14 protein-coding genes are annotated in these 15,018 nt (G+C 47.5%); 8 read left to right on the top strand and 6 right to left on the bottom strand.

The annotated features are described in order from the left end of the window. Positions 1-203 precede the first annotated feature (203 nt). Positions 204-1,232: a hypothetical protein gene (locus tag R8N46_RS05130; RefSeq protein ID WP_053304579.1), complete on the top strand. Its 1,029-nt coding sequence runs from the start codon at positions 204-206 to the stop codon at positions 1,230-1,232. Positions 1,233-1,300: 68 nt separating this feature from the next. Here the strand turns inward: R8N46_RS05130 and R8N46_RS05125 are convergent, their stop codons facing one another. Beyond that, the gene (locus R8N46_RS05125) at positions 1,301-1,627 is read right to left on the bottom strand and encodes a DUF4156 domain-containing protein (RefSeq protein ID WP_005387015.1); all 327 of its coding nucleotides are present in this window, start codon (positions 1,625-1,627) and stop codon (positions 1,301-1,303) included. A gap of 42 nt (positions 1,628-1,669) precedes the next feature. Here R8N46_RS05125 and R8N46_RS05120 point away from each other — a divergent pair, with 42 nt between their 5' ends. The 3 genes from R8N46_RS05120 (at position 1,670) to R8N46_RS05110 (ending at position 4,417) form a co-directional block, all read left to right on the top strand. Next, positions 1,670-1,825 carry a hypothetical protein gene (locus tag R8N46_RS05120; RefSeq protein ID WP_213871512.1) on the top strand — a complete coding sequence of 52 codons (156 nt, stop codon included), beginning with the start codon at positions 1,670-1,672 and terminating at the stop codon, positions 1,823-1,825. A 27-nt stretch (positions 1,826-1,852) separates the two neighbouring features. Next, positions 1,853-2,563, top strand: a complete 711-nt coding sequence (locus R8N46_RS05115) for a biotin/lipoate A/B protein ligase family protein (RefSeq protein WP_005373753.1) — start codon at positions 1,853-1,855, stop codon at positions 2,561-2,563. A gap of 285 nt (positions 2,564-2,848) precedes the next feature. After that, the gene (locus R8N46_RS05110; protein ID WP_213972243.1) at positions 2,849-4,417 is read left to right on the top strand and encodes a DEAD/DEAH box helicase; all 1,569 of its coding nucleotides are present in this window, start codon (positions 2,849-2,851) and stop codon (positions 4,415-4,417) included. Positions 4,418-4,521: 104 nt separating this feature from the next. Here R8N46_RS05110 and R8N46_RS05105 read toward each other — a convergent pair whose 3' ends face one another. Then, the gene (locus R8N46_RS05105) at positions 4,522-7,401 is read right to left on the bottom strand and encodes an MGH1-like glycoside hydrolase domain-containing protein (protein WP_318098355.1); all 2,880 of its coding nucleotides are present in this window, start codon (positions 7,399-7,401) and stop codon (positions 4,522-4,524) included. Between the two features lie 220 nt (positions 7,402-7,621). On the opposite strand from R8N46_RS05105, the gene R8N46_RS05100 reads away from it, so the two are divergent. Further along, on the top strand, positions 7,622-8,533 hold the full coding sequence (locus R8N46_RS05100) for a LysR family transcriptional regulator (RefSeq protein ID WP_029852941.1): 912 nt from the start codon (positions 7,622-7,624) through the stop codon (positions 8,531-8,533). Here the strand turns inward: R8N46_RS05100 and R8N46_RS05095 are convergent. Then, a complete protein-coding gene (locus R8N46_RS05095) occupies positions 8,486-9,421 on the bottom strand; it encodes a LysR family transcriptional regulator (protein WP_140101799.1) in 936 nt (311 codons plus the stop codon). The two genes, R8N46_RS05100 and R8N46_RS05095, sit on opposite strands and share 48 nt — an antisense overlap. Positions 9,422-9,619: 198 nt before the next feature. On the opposite strand from R8N46_RS05095, the gene grxB reads away from it, so the two are divergent. Both grxB and R8N46_RS05085 read left to right on the top strand, forming a co-directional pair. Next, on the top strand, positions 9,620-10,249 hold the full coding sequence (gene grxB / locus R8N46_RS05090) for a glutaredoxin 2 (protein WP_015312939.1): 630 nt from the start codon (positions 9,620-9,622) through the stop codon (positions 10,247-10,249). 10 nt (positions 10,250-10,259) lie between these two features. Then, a complete protein-coding gene (locus R8N46_RS05085) occupies positions 10,260-11,384 on the top strand; it encodes an alkene reductase (RefSeq protein WP_053307201.1) in 1,125 nt (374 codons plus the stop codon). 82 nt (positions 11,385-11,466) lie between these two features. Here R8N46_RS05085 and R8N46_RS05080 read toward each other — a convergent pair whose 3' ends face one another. From R8N46_RS05080 to R8N46_RS05070, 3 genes are read right to left on the bottom strand one after another with little or no spacing between them, the layout of a single operon-like run. Then, positions 11,467-12,525 carry a zinc-binding dehydrogenase gene (locus R8N46_RS05080; protein ID WP_053307200.1) on the bottom strand — a complete coding sequence of 353 codons (1,059 nt, stop codon included), beginning with the start codon at positions 12,523-12,525 and terminating at the stop codon, positions 11,467-11,469. 4 nt (positions 12,526-12,529) lie between these two features. Beyond that, positions 12,530-13,042, bottom strand: a complete 513-nt coding sequence (locus R8N46_RS05075) for a 2,4'-dihydroxyacetophenone dioxygenase family protein (RefSeq protein WP_053304588.1) — start codon at positions 13,040-13,042, stop codon at positions 12,530-12,532. 40 nt (positions 13,043-13,082) lie between these two features. Then, positions 13,083-13,844, bottom strand: coding sequence for an SDR family NAD(P)-dependent oxidoreductase (locus R8N46_RS05070; protein ID WP_086047528.1), 762 nt, complete (start codon positions 13,842-13,844; stop codon positions 13,083-13,085). A gap of 131 nt (positions 13,845-13,975) precedes the next feature. On the opposite strand from R8N46_RS05070, the gene R8N46_RS05065 reads away from it, so the two are divergent. After that, positions 13,976-14,998, top strand: coding sequence for a helix-turn-helix domain-containing protein (locus R8N46_RS05065; RefSeq protein ID WP_213972245.1), 1,023 nt, complete (start codon positions 13,976-13,978; stop codon positions 14,996-14,998). The last annotated feature ends 20 nt before the right edge of the window (positions 14,999-15,018 follow it).

Genomic DNA, 15,018 nt, shown 5'->3' with positions numbered 1-15,018 from the left:
AAGACATCAACTTCGCAGCGTTAATGCTCTCAATTTCAGACACTTTATCAATCGTGGCTTAGCGGTTGATAAACGACTAAAAAAGCATCTGTGGGCAGACCCACTACGAAGGGTTGACCAGAACCATTCTGAATGTCGCGAGCCAATCTTTTGATTGGCAATTACGTCAGTGAATCGCACCAAATGACAGAGGGGTTATCAGGATGAATACTCGAACCACGACAGGACTCGTCACCATCGGCTGGTCCGTTACACTTTCACTTTTTACCGCATTCGCCGTGTATGCCAATACGTCGCCAAACTGTAGTGACGTATTAGCGGGCAACACAACCGCCGCATCGCAAAAAATGATGGTTTTATTGGGCGAAGACATCACCAAATCCAACCGTATAACTACGGTGATTCCAGCCGAAAACAATCCATTTGTGACCGAAGAACTGGTTTCGGTTTCTAACGACGTATCGCCAAACGGTCGTCTTTCACAAAAGAGTTTGGAAGAGATTCGGAAAGTCCGCTCAAATCTAGAGAAAGCAGCACAGGAAGTAAGCCGATTACAGGGCACTTTTGAAGTGGCTTTCATCAGTTTGATTGATGGTTACTGCCAATTTTCTAATCATAAACGTACTCAACATGCCAAAATCGACTTTGACCATTTGGAAGGCCTCACTTTGTATTCAATCCCCGCTTTAATAGCAATGGTCGATCAGTCGTACTCCATGGCAAAGAATCGAATCGCTAATGAGCAGAAACAGTTAAGCGACATTGAAAAAGAAAAACAGCGGCAGAAACAACAAGCAACCGCGGCAGCAGCCGCTCGTTACCAAGACGGTAACGTACTCGTAAGAGTCGAGAACTTTGATGGCGCTAATGTGACATTTTCCGTTACTAACATTGGTTCACAAGGATCATTACAACCAAATTTCAACACGTTTAATGCATATCGCACAGAAAGTGGAGAATTAATCTACAAGTCAGAATCTTTACTACACCTGGCGGATACTGCAGGTAACACACTTGAAACAATGGGTATCGCTGAGCTCTCATCACAAGGTGGAAGTGACATATCGATCTCTCCTGGAGAAACCCGAAAATTCGTTACTAGCATTGCTTCAGAAGTCGCGCCACATACGCAGTTGAGCTTAGAGTTTCCAGCCAAAGTGCTTAATACCGAGCGAGACTTTACATTGTCGTTCTCTGATACATCAGCGGTGGCGACAGCAAACGTCAATTAACGCAAGGTAGCCAGTATTTGTAGAACGCATCAAAGACAGGAGAGCAGCGCCTGTCTTCAAGCCTATAGCTACTGTTTGCACTTGTAAGCATTTGCAAACATCGTTACTGACGTAGAAAAGCTCAATGGTTGATATAAGTACAGGGTATCTGCGTCTAAATCCGCCGCCTTGATGCGCATTTGGTTTAGCGTACCCCAAACCATGTCTTTATCTGCGTGAAGCCAATAGTCGTAAAAGTGGCCTTCTGAGCCGATCACGGTACCCATTAGTTCACAGTTTTCAATCGCATTCACATTGTCCCAAAGCACCTGTACTTGCTCAGATTCTTGAGTTGGGAACGTCACACATCCCGTTAATGATGCCGCTAACGCGAGAGTCATCACTCGCTTTTTCATACTTATATCGCCAAAATTTTTCATAGATGGCAGATTTTATGAATGGCTGATGTGATGACTAGCAAAAACTTTTTATCGCGTGTTCAAGCAGAATTAATGGACAACGGAAAAGATCCAAAAGGTGATCATGCAGCTAGCGAGCAAAAACCTAATAATCACAGACCTAGCAATAAAGCTGTATCTGAGATACAACAGTAATGATTAAATAGCCGCGAGGGATAGAGTTTGGTTGCTAAAAATAAGCTAATTCGCTACACAGCTACGGAAGTCGCTGATGCATTTGACAAAGAAGATGAGCTCATTAAACAAGTTCAGTCCAACCAACTCTCGCAAGTGCTATTGCTTTGGCAAGTAAAAAGTCCAACGCTCGTGCTTCCCGCGGGTAAGAAATGGCCAGTGTCTAATGAGTTAGAACATGCGTTAAATACGTCTGGCTGGAAGCTCTTTTCTCGTAAAACCGGTGGTGCCCCAGTCCCTCAGGTGCCAGGTATTATCAATCTATCCCACATTTACCACTGGCCAGAAGGCGAGCCTTACAACATCAAAAAAGCGTATCTCGATTTATGTGCGATATTAACGGTTTTCTTTAAACAGCTCGGCGTGAAAGTGGATGTTCATGCTACGCCTTATTCCTACTGCGATGGCGAGTACAACCTCAACATTGGCGGGCAAAAAGTCGTGGGAACCGCGCAGCGTGTTTTACTTAAAAAAGGCGGCGGACAAGTGGTATTGTCACAAGCATGCATTCTGATTGATGCCGACGTCGAGAAGATTGTCGAACCAGTACGAATGTGTAATCAGCTTTGCGGTCACAGCGATGATATTCGTGGTGATGTCCACACACCGCTCTTCCATCATGTATCCGACCGCCCATCGGTAGATTCGCTCTTTCAGCAATTGACGAGTGCGTTTTTAACGCATGCAAAAGCGGAGTAATGAAAGGATCAAGCCTCCCCCTTGCTCCGAAAAGCATTCGATAAACTCAAACTGCATGCCGTGATAGCGATGTAAGAATGGGCATCGCCAACGTAAAACCATTCAATCGATCGATCAAACCAGTTATCAGTTTTGCCTGCCAAAAAGAAATGAGATCCAGTTCAAATATTTATCCATGACGGAATTAGTTGAAGCCTGCGCGTAAAAGCCTCAGAATGTCGCACTTTTCGCACCGATTTGTTTTCGGCGCGTTGTTATCTAACTCTACAATTGAGAATCATACATATGGGTTTTACCTCGTTAGGTCTATCTGCTCCAATCCTTAAAGCTATTCAAGAAAAAGGCTACGACACCCCTTCGCCAATTCAGGCAAAAGCAATTCCTGCTATTTTGGAAGGGAAAGACGTAATGGCAGCAGCGCAGACTGGTACAGGTAAAACCGCAGGCTTTACGCTACCGATTCTTGAGCGTTTATCGAACGGCCCTCGCGTTCGTGCTAACCAAGTTCGTGCACTTATCCTGACGCCAACGCGTGAACTTGCGGCTCAGGTGCAAGAAAACGTGTTTATGTACGGCCGTCACCTTCCACTAAGCAGTACGGTGGTTTTTGGTGGTGTGAAGATCAACCCGCAAATGCAGCGTCTTCGCAAAGGTGCGGATGTGTTGGTCGCGACACCAGGGCGCCTGATGGATTTGTACAACCAAAATGCGGTGAAGTTCGACCAACTGGAAGTGCTAGTGCTCGATGAAGCAGACCGCATGCTAGATATGGGCTTTATCCGTGACATTCGTAAGATCCTAGCTCTGCTACCTAAACAGCGTCAGAACCTACTTTTCTCTGCAACTTTCTCGGATGAAATCCGCGACCTTGCGAAAGGCTTGGTGAACAACCCGGTTGAGATTTCCGTTAACCCGGAAAACTCGACGGCGAGAACGGTTGAGCAAAGCATCTACCCAGCAGACGTGAAGAAGAAAGCACCGATGTTGGTTAAATTGATCAAAGACGGCGATTGGAAGCAAGTGCTGGTGTTTACGAAAACGAAACACGGCGCAAACCGTCTGGCGAAGTTCCTGATCGAACAAAATCTACCGGCTGCTGCCATCCACGGCAACAAGAGCCAAGGCGCGCGTACCAAAGCACTGGCGGATTTTAAATCGGGTGAAATTCGTGTGTTGGTCGCGACGGACATTGCTGCGCGCGGTATCGATATTCCGCAATTACCGCAAGTGGTGAACTTTGAGCTACCGAAAGTGGCAGAAGACTACGTTCACCGTATTGGTCGTACTGGCCGCGCGGGCGAAGTAGGTGAAGCGATTTCACTGGTGTGTGCGCTAGAAGCATCTGAATTGTTTGCGATTGAACGTTTGATTCAAGAAGTACTACCACGTAAAAAGTTGGAAGGTTTTGCGCCAACCAATGTGGTGCCAGAATCTAAACTGGATACGCGCCCAATCAAACCGAAAAAACCTAAGAAGCCGAAAAAACCAAAAGCGCCAAATGCTGCAAGTGAAAATGCCCCAGCAGCCGAAAAGAAAGCAGGCAATGGTGCAAACAAACCCAAACGTCGCTTCAACGGTGGTAGCAACGGCAACAAAAACAGCACCAACCAAGGCGGTGCAGGCAAGCCTAAAGGCAACCGTGAAGGCCAAAGTCGTGCAAACAGTAAACCAGATGACCGCAAACCTAACGGCAACAAGCCAAATGGTAATAAACCGAATGGAAATAAACCAAACGGTAATAAGAGTGGCAACGCTGGTAAACCGTCTGGTAACCGCAAGCCAAACAATGCTAAGCCTGCAGGAAACAAACCGTCAGGTCAGCGCCGTAAGCCTCGTCCGCAAGCTGCAAACTAACCTGTAAACGGCCACCGATAGCAAATACAACAAAGCCGCTGATAATCTCAGCGGCTTTTTTTCTTAAAACACAGTTTTTTAGAATACAGCTTTGTTAAAACAGTCTACATTAAAGGTGTGATTCGAATATCTGCGATTTGCGCTTCGTTCTTTTCACCCTCAATACCACCAGCGTAAATGTAGGTTTCATTCGATTTGAGGTAACTCATATTGAAGTGGTCCTTCAGCGCGATCTGATAGGTTTTTCCCTGCTCCAACGCTACTTCAATTGGCGTTGAGTAACGCATACCTTGGTTTTCACCAATATGGCCCATCTGCAAGTAACCTTGGCCAACCACCTTACCTGCATCATCCAATACCTCTAACAATTTCGCGGTGTTCGTGATGCCAGTATTAAGTTGCCCTAGGTTATTGTTGTACCAAGCATCGAACTGGTAAGTGCTCGTTACAGGCGCTGTAAACGACTCTGTACCTTTTACGATGCCACTGTCTTTACTCACCGTAACCACTGAGACATTGTCTTTGAGTGGCTGATATTCGCCATCGAGTTTGATGCGGATCTCTTCACCGACACAAACAGGTTGGCTTGGGTTAGAACGGAAGCCTTTATCGTTAATGCTTTCAGCCAAATAACAAGCAAAACCTATTGGCGTATCGGAATAAGATTGAGCAATCACGTTCTTTTGAATCAGCTCGCCATTGCGATACAAGTTCACGTTGTACTTACTCGTCACGTCAATCGAAACCGAATTATCAACGCTTTTTACCACCAATGTTGGCTCTTGCGGAGAATAAACGCGACTATCTTCACTTGCGTACGGTTTCACACCAGAAACTAAAGTAATGCTGCTATCTACATTCACAAGCGCGCCCAATGTCACGTGGAAATGCCCCTCATCGTCCATCGTGACATTTTCAACTGGGTAGTAACCTGTGTCATCTTTGCTTACTTCAGGCAAGTCAATCGTTACCGAGTAGTTCTTTCCTTTGAAGGCAAAGTTTTCCAACGTGATTTGTTCAGACTGAGCCAACAAGTTATTGCGCACCCAACTTGTGATAAACGGCTTCACTTCCAACTTGCCCGTTTCGGTATGGATGCCGAATAGGGTCTCTACCACCATGTTCAAGTAGCCACCCACAGACCAAAGCTGACGCTGAGAGTTAATAACTGGGCCATCCATGCTTGGATCTTCACCATGATCACTATGGATGATGAATGACTTACCAGAAAGCCACTCTAAGTTTTCCATGTTGGATAAATTAGTTGCCGTACCACGAACCAACGATTGAATGGCATTGTTCGCTGCTGCCACATTTTGTGTTTGATGCGCGGCGCGCAAGCTGTACGCGGTAACAAATGGCCAAATTGCGCGATTATGGTACACAGGCACGTCCGGTTGTTGAGGGAAGTAAACCGGCACGCCAAACTCACTGTGTGGGTAATTGGCCATGATTTGTTTCGCCTGCGCATCACTTGCCACACCACTGATGATCGCAAGTGCTTCGCCCAACATGTCATATTTGTCGACCGCGATGTCTTTGCCATTATCAAACAAATAACTTACGTACATACCGCGTTCGGCATTCCAAAACTGCTCGTTGATAGCGGTTTTTAGCTGTGCAGCCCACTCGGTGTATTTGACCGCGTTGGTTGAATCGTACTTCTCTGCCAACTTAGCCGCGAGCTGAATCGCGCGGTAGTGAACCACGTTTGTCGATAACGCTTTGCTGCTACCAATCGCATTGACATCGTTTGGCGTCCACGTTGAATACGTTTGCTCACGCCAATCAAGGAATGATTGCTCACCGGTGTATAAACCAGATTTCGCATCAAAAGCCGCCAGGCGATCGGCTTCAAGTGTATTACTGATCGCTTTGTAAGCGCGCTCGGCAAATTGGTTGTACTCTTCCCCATCCAATGCCGAAAGTAAGCGTTCTGCACCAAGCGCCCAAGTCGTGCGGTCGGTACTGATTGGCCAGCTACCGCCCGTGCCCGTATCTTGCACAATCTGCTCGCCATCGTATTGCTGATCGGTCGTATCGCGGAAAGCGGACAATTTGAAATTCAAACCATTTTGCACGCGAGTTGGATTCATCAATGCAAGCGAAAGGTCTGCTGCGTACGCCAAATCACGCGTCCATACGTAATGCCACTTCGCGCCCGTCTCAAAAACTTCCGCTTTGATTGGGTTGTTGTAGTTGTAATTGCCGTCTTTGATTTCAGAAACGGCAAGCTGGTCTAGCTCTTTCATCGTCAACGCAAACAACGCGTCAAACGCGACATCGCCCGACACCACTCGCGGCCCTGTTTGTTCATTAATCACTAAGCCTTGGTCGAGCGCATCACGCAATTCTGTCGTCGTTGAAATACCAAATTCACGCAGTTCAGCTTTAGGATCTTTCACCGAAAAAATCACGGTATCACTCGAGTCATCGTAATTGGCGAACAGTTTCACTTCTTTATCCTGATGCCCTTGATGCACCATTGCAGGGTCGAGAATCGCATCAGAGTAGTATTTTTCCGCTTCTTCTTGCGTTGCTTTCGTCACAGTCATTGTCGCGCGACTTTCATCGGCAAAGCTCACAGAAAACTTGTAATACCCTTTGTCTTCAAACGTGATCTCAGAGTTGCAATCATCGTTCATACACGCTTCATTCGTGTCTGGTTTTGGCAGGTACTCTTGAGCTTTATCGAACGCCGCGGGCTCCTCAAAATAGGTGTATTGGATCTGCCAACCCGGATCAGCAATCTTGAACTGATTGCTACCTCGAGCGACGCGCAGTACGGTTTCGTACTCGTTATTACCCAAATAGTTTAGCTTGGCATGCTCTGCCGTGCCCCAATCCCCATTTAAACCGCGTAAATATAAGTCGGCTGAAATAATTGGTTTGTCGACCGGCATTGGCGCATCAGAAGAATCTGACCCACACCCAGCAAGACCAATACAAGACGCGACAGCAAGCGCAATAAAACTCGGTTTCATGTTCATCCCTTAGATTGTTATTTTGGCGACAGTCTAAAGAACACCTTTTTGAGGGGAAAATAGGAAGTCAGGAGCGAGCTATAGATAACATCTATACGTCAAACCCCAACAGTGATGTAGATCTATGAAATGCGCATAATTTCAATCAAATGAGATTACAGATTTGTGATTTATAAATGAAATTGTGCAAAATACCCCTCGTTCTTAGAGGGGAAAGAAAATGGACAAATCTCTGCAGCAATTTTTACTGGTTGCACGCTGCCAAAGCATCAGTGCTGCGGCAAGAATGGCAGGGTTAAGCCAGCCAACGGTAACAAGCAATTTAAAGAAGCTGGAAGAGAATCTCGGCGTGACGCTGTTTGAACGTCATCCTAATGGCATGGTGTTGACCGAATACGGACGCATCCTCTATCGCCATAGCAACGCGATGCAGCATGAATACAACCAAATGATGCAAAGCATTGATGAACGGAAACAGTATCAAGTCGGAAAAATTAAAATGGGTACTGGCGATGCGTGGTGGCCGCTGTTCGTCAAACAAGCACTCAATGAACATCTGACCAAGCAGCCATCGGCATCTACACACGTCGAATTTGGCAACCACTTAGGCTTGATGGATTCATTAATCAACGAACAGATTGAATTCTTCATCGGCCACGAGATTGTCGGCTTGTCGTCTAAATGCGATGTTACGTTTATTCCGCTATTTCAAACGGTTGATGCCTATTTTGTTTCCTCAAACCATCCACTGCTAGGGAAAACCGTCACCGAAGAAATGCTGCACGAATACCCCGCTCTTTCGGTCACTTATGACGCTAAGAAATTCGCTCACGTCATCGACAACCCAATCCCGAAACAAAATGAACGCGAAAGGCAGCAACTGGATGACAGACCGACTTACGAAGTGGATTCTCTGCTCGCCAGCATTGATGTACTGAAAGAAAGCGTCGCGGTGATGTCTTATACCCGCCATCTGCAACCGTATTTGGAATCCTTTGGCTTACGATGCTTAACCATGGAAAACGAACCAAACCCTGGCACCGTCGGGATTTATCGCCACCGCCGAGAAACCTCGGAATCGCATCTAGATCTGATTGCTGGCATCACTCAGCGCGCTAAATTGCTCAACTAGAAAGTCCAAAAACAGGCGAACTCTTTTCGGTTGATATTGACGGCTTTGATAAATGACATGCAGATCCGCTTCAGCGCCTTGCGAAAAGGCGCTGAAGTTTTTCATATACCCATCCAAAACCGTTACTAAACGTTGCTGTTTGAGGTCTTGCTGAATATCTAAAATCGATTTCAACGCAATCCCCGCCCCCTCCAACGCCCATTGTCGAATCACTTCACCATCATCAGAAAAGCGCTTTGGCGTGACCGTGATCGTTTGGTGAGACTCTTCATCTTTAAAGTGCCACGTTTTTAATTCTTCATTGCTGCGCACCATGGCTAAGCAGCGATGATCCGCGAGATCTTGTGGGCAGTTTGGGACACCTTGCTTCGCCAAGTAATCAGGTGACGCGCACAGCACGCGTTGACTCGACGCGAGCTTGCGCGAGATGAGATTGCTGTCCGCTAACTCGCCGTAACGAATCACCAAATCGAGCCCCGATTCAGCCAAGTTCGATAAATTGTCATTAAGATAAAGATAAGGCGTCACATCCGGATATTGCTCAGAAAAAGCCGACACCATCGGCGAAATAATTTGTTTGCCAATATCTCGTGGAGCTGAAATTTTCAACGTTCCGCGCACTTCCGAAATACCCGTTTGCAGTAAGTTTTCCGTCTCTTTCACGCTATCAATGATGTTCAGACAAGCTTGATGGTACATTGCCCCTGCGTCTGTCAGTGATACGTGGCGTGTGCTTCGGTTGAGCAGCTTTACGCCATAGCGTTCTTCTATCGCTTGCAGCCTTGCCGTTACCGTCGCCGGAGACAAACCTAACTCCCTTCCCGCCGCTGCCAGACCTTGATGTTTAACGATGCTGACAAACAACGTCATATCCGAAAACTTATCCATCTTCGCGCCCTTATTATTTGAAAAAACTGAATAATCAATTCAGATATTACTCAATTATCAAATTAAATCGAATCCATATACTGACCCTATCGACATTGTTTAGACCCAGAACGTTATGTGACAGGGCAAAGTTAAACGCCGTAACGCTGTTCAACGCACAACAACACGCCCTGCCCAGCCAAGAGATAGGAAACAAAAATGAAACTGTACATTTATGAACATTGCCCCTTTAGCGCCCGCGTCCGTTTTGTTGCAGGCATGCTGAATATTCAGCTCGACGTCATCAACATTGCTTATGACGACGAGAGCACCACCACAAACCTCATCGGCGCAAAACAAGTTCCTCTTTTGATCAAAGACGATGGTGAAGCCATGGCGGAAAGCTTAGACATCATCAACTACTTCCTTGAATTGGCATCTTCCAGCGAAAACAGCCAACCCTCAACACCGGTTTTAGACTGGCAAAAACAAGCATTTTTACCGCTACAAAAAGTCGGGTATCCGCGTTGGTCAAACATGACGTTACCGGAATTTGCAACAGAAACCGCTAAACAAGCATGGCGTGCAAAAAAAGAAACCGAAGCGTTAAATTTTGAAGCTTTGATTAACGATACACCTGCGATTGCGAAAGAAGTCGCCGCTTTGATAGAACAAACTAAACCCTTGCTCAACCTAAGTTCAGAAAAGCAAACGTCACTGGTTGATCAAGCCATTATGTTTTCCATTCTACGCGGCTTTTTCAGTGCGCCCGAAGTGCAATGGGATCCAGCCGTACTTCACTGGATGGCAACCGCTCGTAAAGCGACCAACGTGCCAGTACTTATCTAAGGAGCGCATCATGAAACAAAGAACAAATAAGCTGTTTGAACCAGCTCAACTGAAAGCGTTGTCACTACAAAACCGCATTGTCATGGCACCAATGACTCGCGCACGCACCACTCAGCCGGGCAACATCCCGAATGAGATGATGGCAACGTATTATCAACAGCGCGCTTCTGCCGGGCTGATCATTTCCGAAGCCACACAAATTTCGGACGATTCTCAAGGCTATTCGTTCACCCCTGGCGTTTACACCGATGCGCAAGTGGCGGGCTGGCAGGGTGTGACCCAAGCGGTCAAGTCACAAGGCGCAGCGATGTTTTGTCAGCTATGGCATGTGGGCAGAGTGTCTCACCCAACATTCCAAAATGGTGAACAGCCTATCGCGCCATCTGCGCTCGCTCCGGTAGAGACGCAAGTTTGGATTGCAGATGAACAAGGCAACGGCAATATGGTCGATTGTGTTGAGCCACGCGCCATGACACAAGCGGATATCAACCGAGTTGTCGGTGATTTCGCGAACGCAGCCAAACGCGCTATTGAATCGGGTTTTGATGGTGTAGAAATCCACGGCGGGAATGGGTATCTGATCGATCAGTTCTTAAGAACCAACTCAAACCATCGAATAGACAACTACGGCGGTTCACGAGAAAATCGTATCCGTTTTCTTATCGAAGTAGTGGATGCAGTTATCGCCGCTATTGGTGCGCATCGAGTTGGAGTGAGACTGGCACCATTCATTACGTTTAAAGATATGGACTGCCCAGATATCGTTCCAACAATCTTGGAAGCATCAAAACAGCTACAGGAGCGCGACATTGCCTACTTGCACTTGTCCGAGGCCGATTGGGCCGATGCACCAACGATTCCTGAGACGTTTCGAATCGAACTTAGAAAGCGCTTTCGCAACGCTATTATTGTTGCCGGTCGCTACGATCCTCAACGAGCAAACGAAGTATTAGAGAAAGGCTACGCGGATCTTGTCGCATTCGGACGGCCATTCGTAGCAAACCCAGACTTAGTCTCTCGCTTGCAACATCACCATCCGTTGGCAGAACTCGATGGCTCAACGTTGTTTGGCGGAAACGAACGAGGCTACACCGATTACCCTGCTCTGCAACAGGAATGCGCAGAACAGGCCTAACAAAAAAGCCCCAACCTAGCTGCTACGGTTGGGGCTGTCACCAAACTAAAATTGGTTTTAGCTAGCTTAATCTGGCTAAGAGTTAAATCACTTCTAACGCGCCGCTGCGCCAAGGTTCGATAACCACTTTGATGTGGTCATTGGGAGTCATTAACTGTCTAAACGCATCTTCCACACCATCGATCCCTACTTTGGCAGTGAGCATTTTCTGCCAAGGCAACTTATGTTCGGCAATCGCTTGTAGGCATTGCTCAAACTCGTGCGGTTGGTAGTAGTAAGAGAATCTCAAGTCGAGCTCTTTTACCGTCGCGTACGCGTAGTTAATGATTGCGGGTGTCGTATGGATACCCGAGATGACGATTCGCGCTCGGGCAGGAGCGCGGCGCAGAAAATCGTCAATCAAGGTATGCTTGCCAACACACTCATAAATGACCAAGCGTGAATTCATCGCGTACTGTGCCCCGACGGCGATCTCGTCTTCCTTGGTCGGGTTGATCAATCGATTTGCGCCAAACTCGCTGGCAAGTTGCAGCTTTTCTTCCTGAAGATCGACCGCAAGAATATTGCTGACGCCACGTTGTTTCAGTGCAGCAATCACCGCCAGCCCTATAGGGCCGCAACCGACAACCAGCGCTGTTTCTTCCGTTTCGATTTCACTGCGGTTGACCGCGTGCAAACCGACCGCTAGTGGTTCGGTTAATGCCGCCGCCTCAGACGGCATTCCGTCTGGCACAGGTAGCAATAACGCTTCATCAAGCAGGAAATACTCAGAGTAAGCGCCATAAGTACCCGGAGTAACACCAACGCCCGCGCCATTTTGGCTGAGCAACATCGGCACTGAGGTGACTCGGCTACCAACGGACAACGTTTGCTGCGTATCGGCACCGTATTCGATAATTTCCGCGCAGAACTCATGCCCCAACATCACTTGAGCGTGCTCACCGGCTTCATCAGGCATCAACCCGAGCTGGTGGAATACATCAAATACCTCATCCGCGTGTCGAGTAATGTGAAGGTCGGAGCCACAAATGCCACAAGCTAGACTACGAACCAACACTTGTCCCGCTGCAGGTTTGGGGATTTCGACTTGCTTCAGGCGGACACTACCATCCTGCATTATGATACTGTTCATCTGTTGCATGGGGTTACTCCGCTAGCTCATCGCTTAGGCCAGCAATCGCACCCGGTTTGATGTAGCGCGCAGTGAAGCCTTGTGCTTTCGCTGTTGCAATAACAACTTGCTCAATCCAACCTGCATCCATGATGTTGATGAAGTTACCCTCGTCGTCAAAGTTAATGTTCGCACCTTGGATCACCATAAAGCCATCTGCACCACCCGACTCTTCTGGACAGTGAAAGGTATGAATCGAACCACCTGGCTCATACAAATAACTACCAGCGGTTTGGACTTGGTTTGGGTATTCAATGTAGTGCCAAGCGCCACTCAGTGTATAGAAATGCACCACACCAGTGTGGAAGTGCTTAGGTAAAGTCACGCCCGGTTTGAACTTGGCGCGTATCACCCAAGTTCCGTTTTCTGGGTCAAGAAACAACGGGTAAACATCCACACCCGGTAATGCGTCTTTGATGATCGACTCTTCATTGGTATTAAGAGTTAATAAGAAATCTTGGTGCTGAATAACTTCTGGTAATGACATAACTTACATCCTCGCTGTTGCTGTAATGTGGCGTACTCGCCTATCCCATAAGTGGGTACTTAAAATTCTCGAAACCGTCAGATGCGCTGATGGTACAACCGTTGATACAGTTGGCTTTCTCGCTGACCAGAAACGCCACCACATCAGCAATCTCTTCTGGTTGTGTGAAGTTTTGACGCATCTGTTCTTTGCGGATGTGGTCCCACAGGCCAATCTCTTCGTATTGCCTTAACATCGGAGTATCAACGCGTCCCGGAGCGACAGCGCAAACACGAATACCCAATGGTGCGAGTTCTAATGCGGCGCATTTGGTCATCATATCGACTGCGGCTTTACTGACGTTGTAGGTAAAGGTCATCTCAGACGCCATTCGTGCGTAAACAGAAGAAGTATTGAGGATCACGCCCGGCGTGCCTTGCGCTTGGAATTGTCGCCCAGCGGCGAGAATTCCGTAGTAGACACCATTTTGGTTGACCTTTGAGATCGGCTCAAAATCAGCAATTGGGTCGTGGTCAAGCAGAGGTTTCGGTGCACCGATGCCCGCGTTGTTGACCATGATGTCAAGTGAGCCAAATAGTTCGACCGCGTACTTCACCATGGCTTCGACTTGTTGGTAATCGGTGACGTCCGCAACAAAGGTTTCCAACTGCTTAGGGCCAAAACTTGCGTACATTTGCAGTGATTGCTCTGAAATATCTACAGCAAGCACTTTGGCTCCTTGCTCTCTTAGCTTTGCAATAATAGCTTGCCCAATTCCACCCGCAGCGTCAGTCACGATGGCCGTTTTATTGATAAGTTCCATACACCTTCTCATTCATGCGTTTTTGTTATCAAAATGTAACCTAGATCAACTCACTGACACTCACTTGACCTTTTGCGAAGTAAATTTGACACATTGCGATTTACAACCTGTTAACATTTAAAAATCGAGACATGTATATCGTACGAAGTGGCGCTGCCGATAAATTTGATAGCTTGGTTTCCGAACTGGGGCAGAATCCGGTTGAGATTATGGCTGCCGTCGGGCTGTCTGCGGCGCAGTTTCGCAATCCCGATACGTATCTCGCCTACCCTAGGCTGGCTGAATTGCTGGAGGAAGCGGCTGCTCGTTGTCAGCAACCGTTGTTTGGTGCGTTACTCGCTGAGCGTCAAAACCTACAAAGCTTGGGGGACTTACCAATGCTGGTTTCTCGCGCGGAAACGGTTGGTGATGCCTTGGCGCGGGTGAATGATTTTCTCTATCTACATTCGTCAGGGGTAACTCTCAACATGACGCCACAAGATGATTGGGTACGGTTGTCGCTCAATATTGATGTGCACAGCGAACGAGGTATCGCGCAGTTGATGCAGCTCAGTGTGTCGCATCTGGCGATGTTTATTGCCAGTCTGCTTGATATTGAAGCAAGTCACTTCTCTTTACACCTCACCCAACACGCGAGCTTCGAGACAGAACAGAGCGAATTTGCCCAGCAGAGCAAACTGCGTTTCGGCGATAAGTTTGACGGTATCCTACTTAAAGCGACTCTGCTTAACGCTAGGAACCACCAAGATGAAGACGCACTAGAGCGCCATTTTCAACAGCACCTCAAAGAGCTGCAAACCCGTTACCCCAACAATCTCAGTGACCAAGCAGCAAACATGATTGGCCGTCTGCTCTCAACCGGAGAATGCAGCGTTGAGCGCGTTGCAAGAGCATTGGACCTGCATCCGAGAATGCTGCAAAACAAGCTGAAACAACAGGGCACAAATTATCGGCAGCTTTTACAACAAGTGCGTCAGGATTTCGCCGAACAGCGATTGCATGAGAATATCCAGAGTATTACCGATATCGCGTTGCAACTGGGCTATGCAGAAACTGCGGTCTTCAGCCGCCACTTTCGCCGTTGGACGGGGAAATCGCCGAGACAATGGCGACAAGAAAAAACTCAGTTACAAACGTTTAAGCCCATCAGATAAAAGCATAAATAACCTATCGC

The sequence above is a fragment of the Vibrio sp. 1874 genome (assembly GCF_033344395.1).
Taxonomy (GTDB): domain Bacteria; phylum Pseudomonadota; class Gammaproteobacteria; order Enterobacterales; family Vibrionaceae; genus Vibrio; species Vibrio alginolyticus.
The sequence above is the reverse complement of the archived record's forward strand: the minus strand, read 5'-3'. Positions and strand labels throughout refer to the sequence as shown.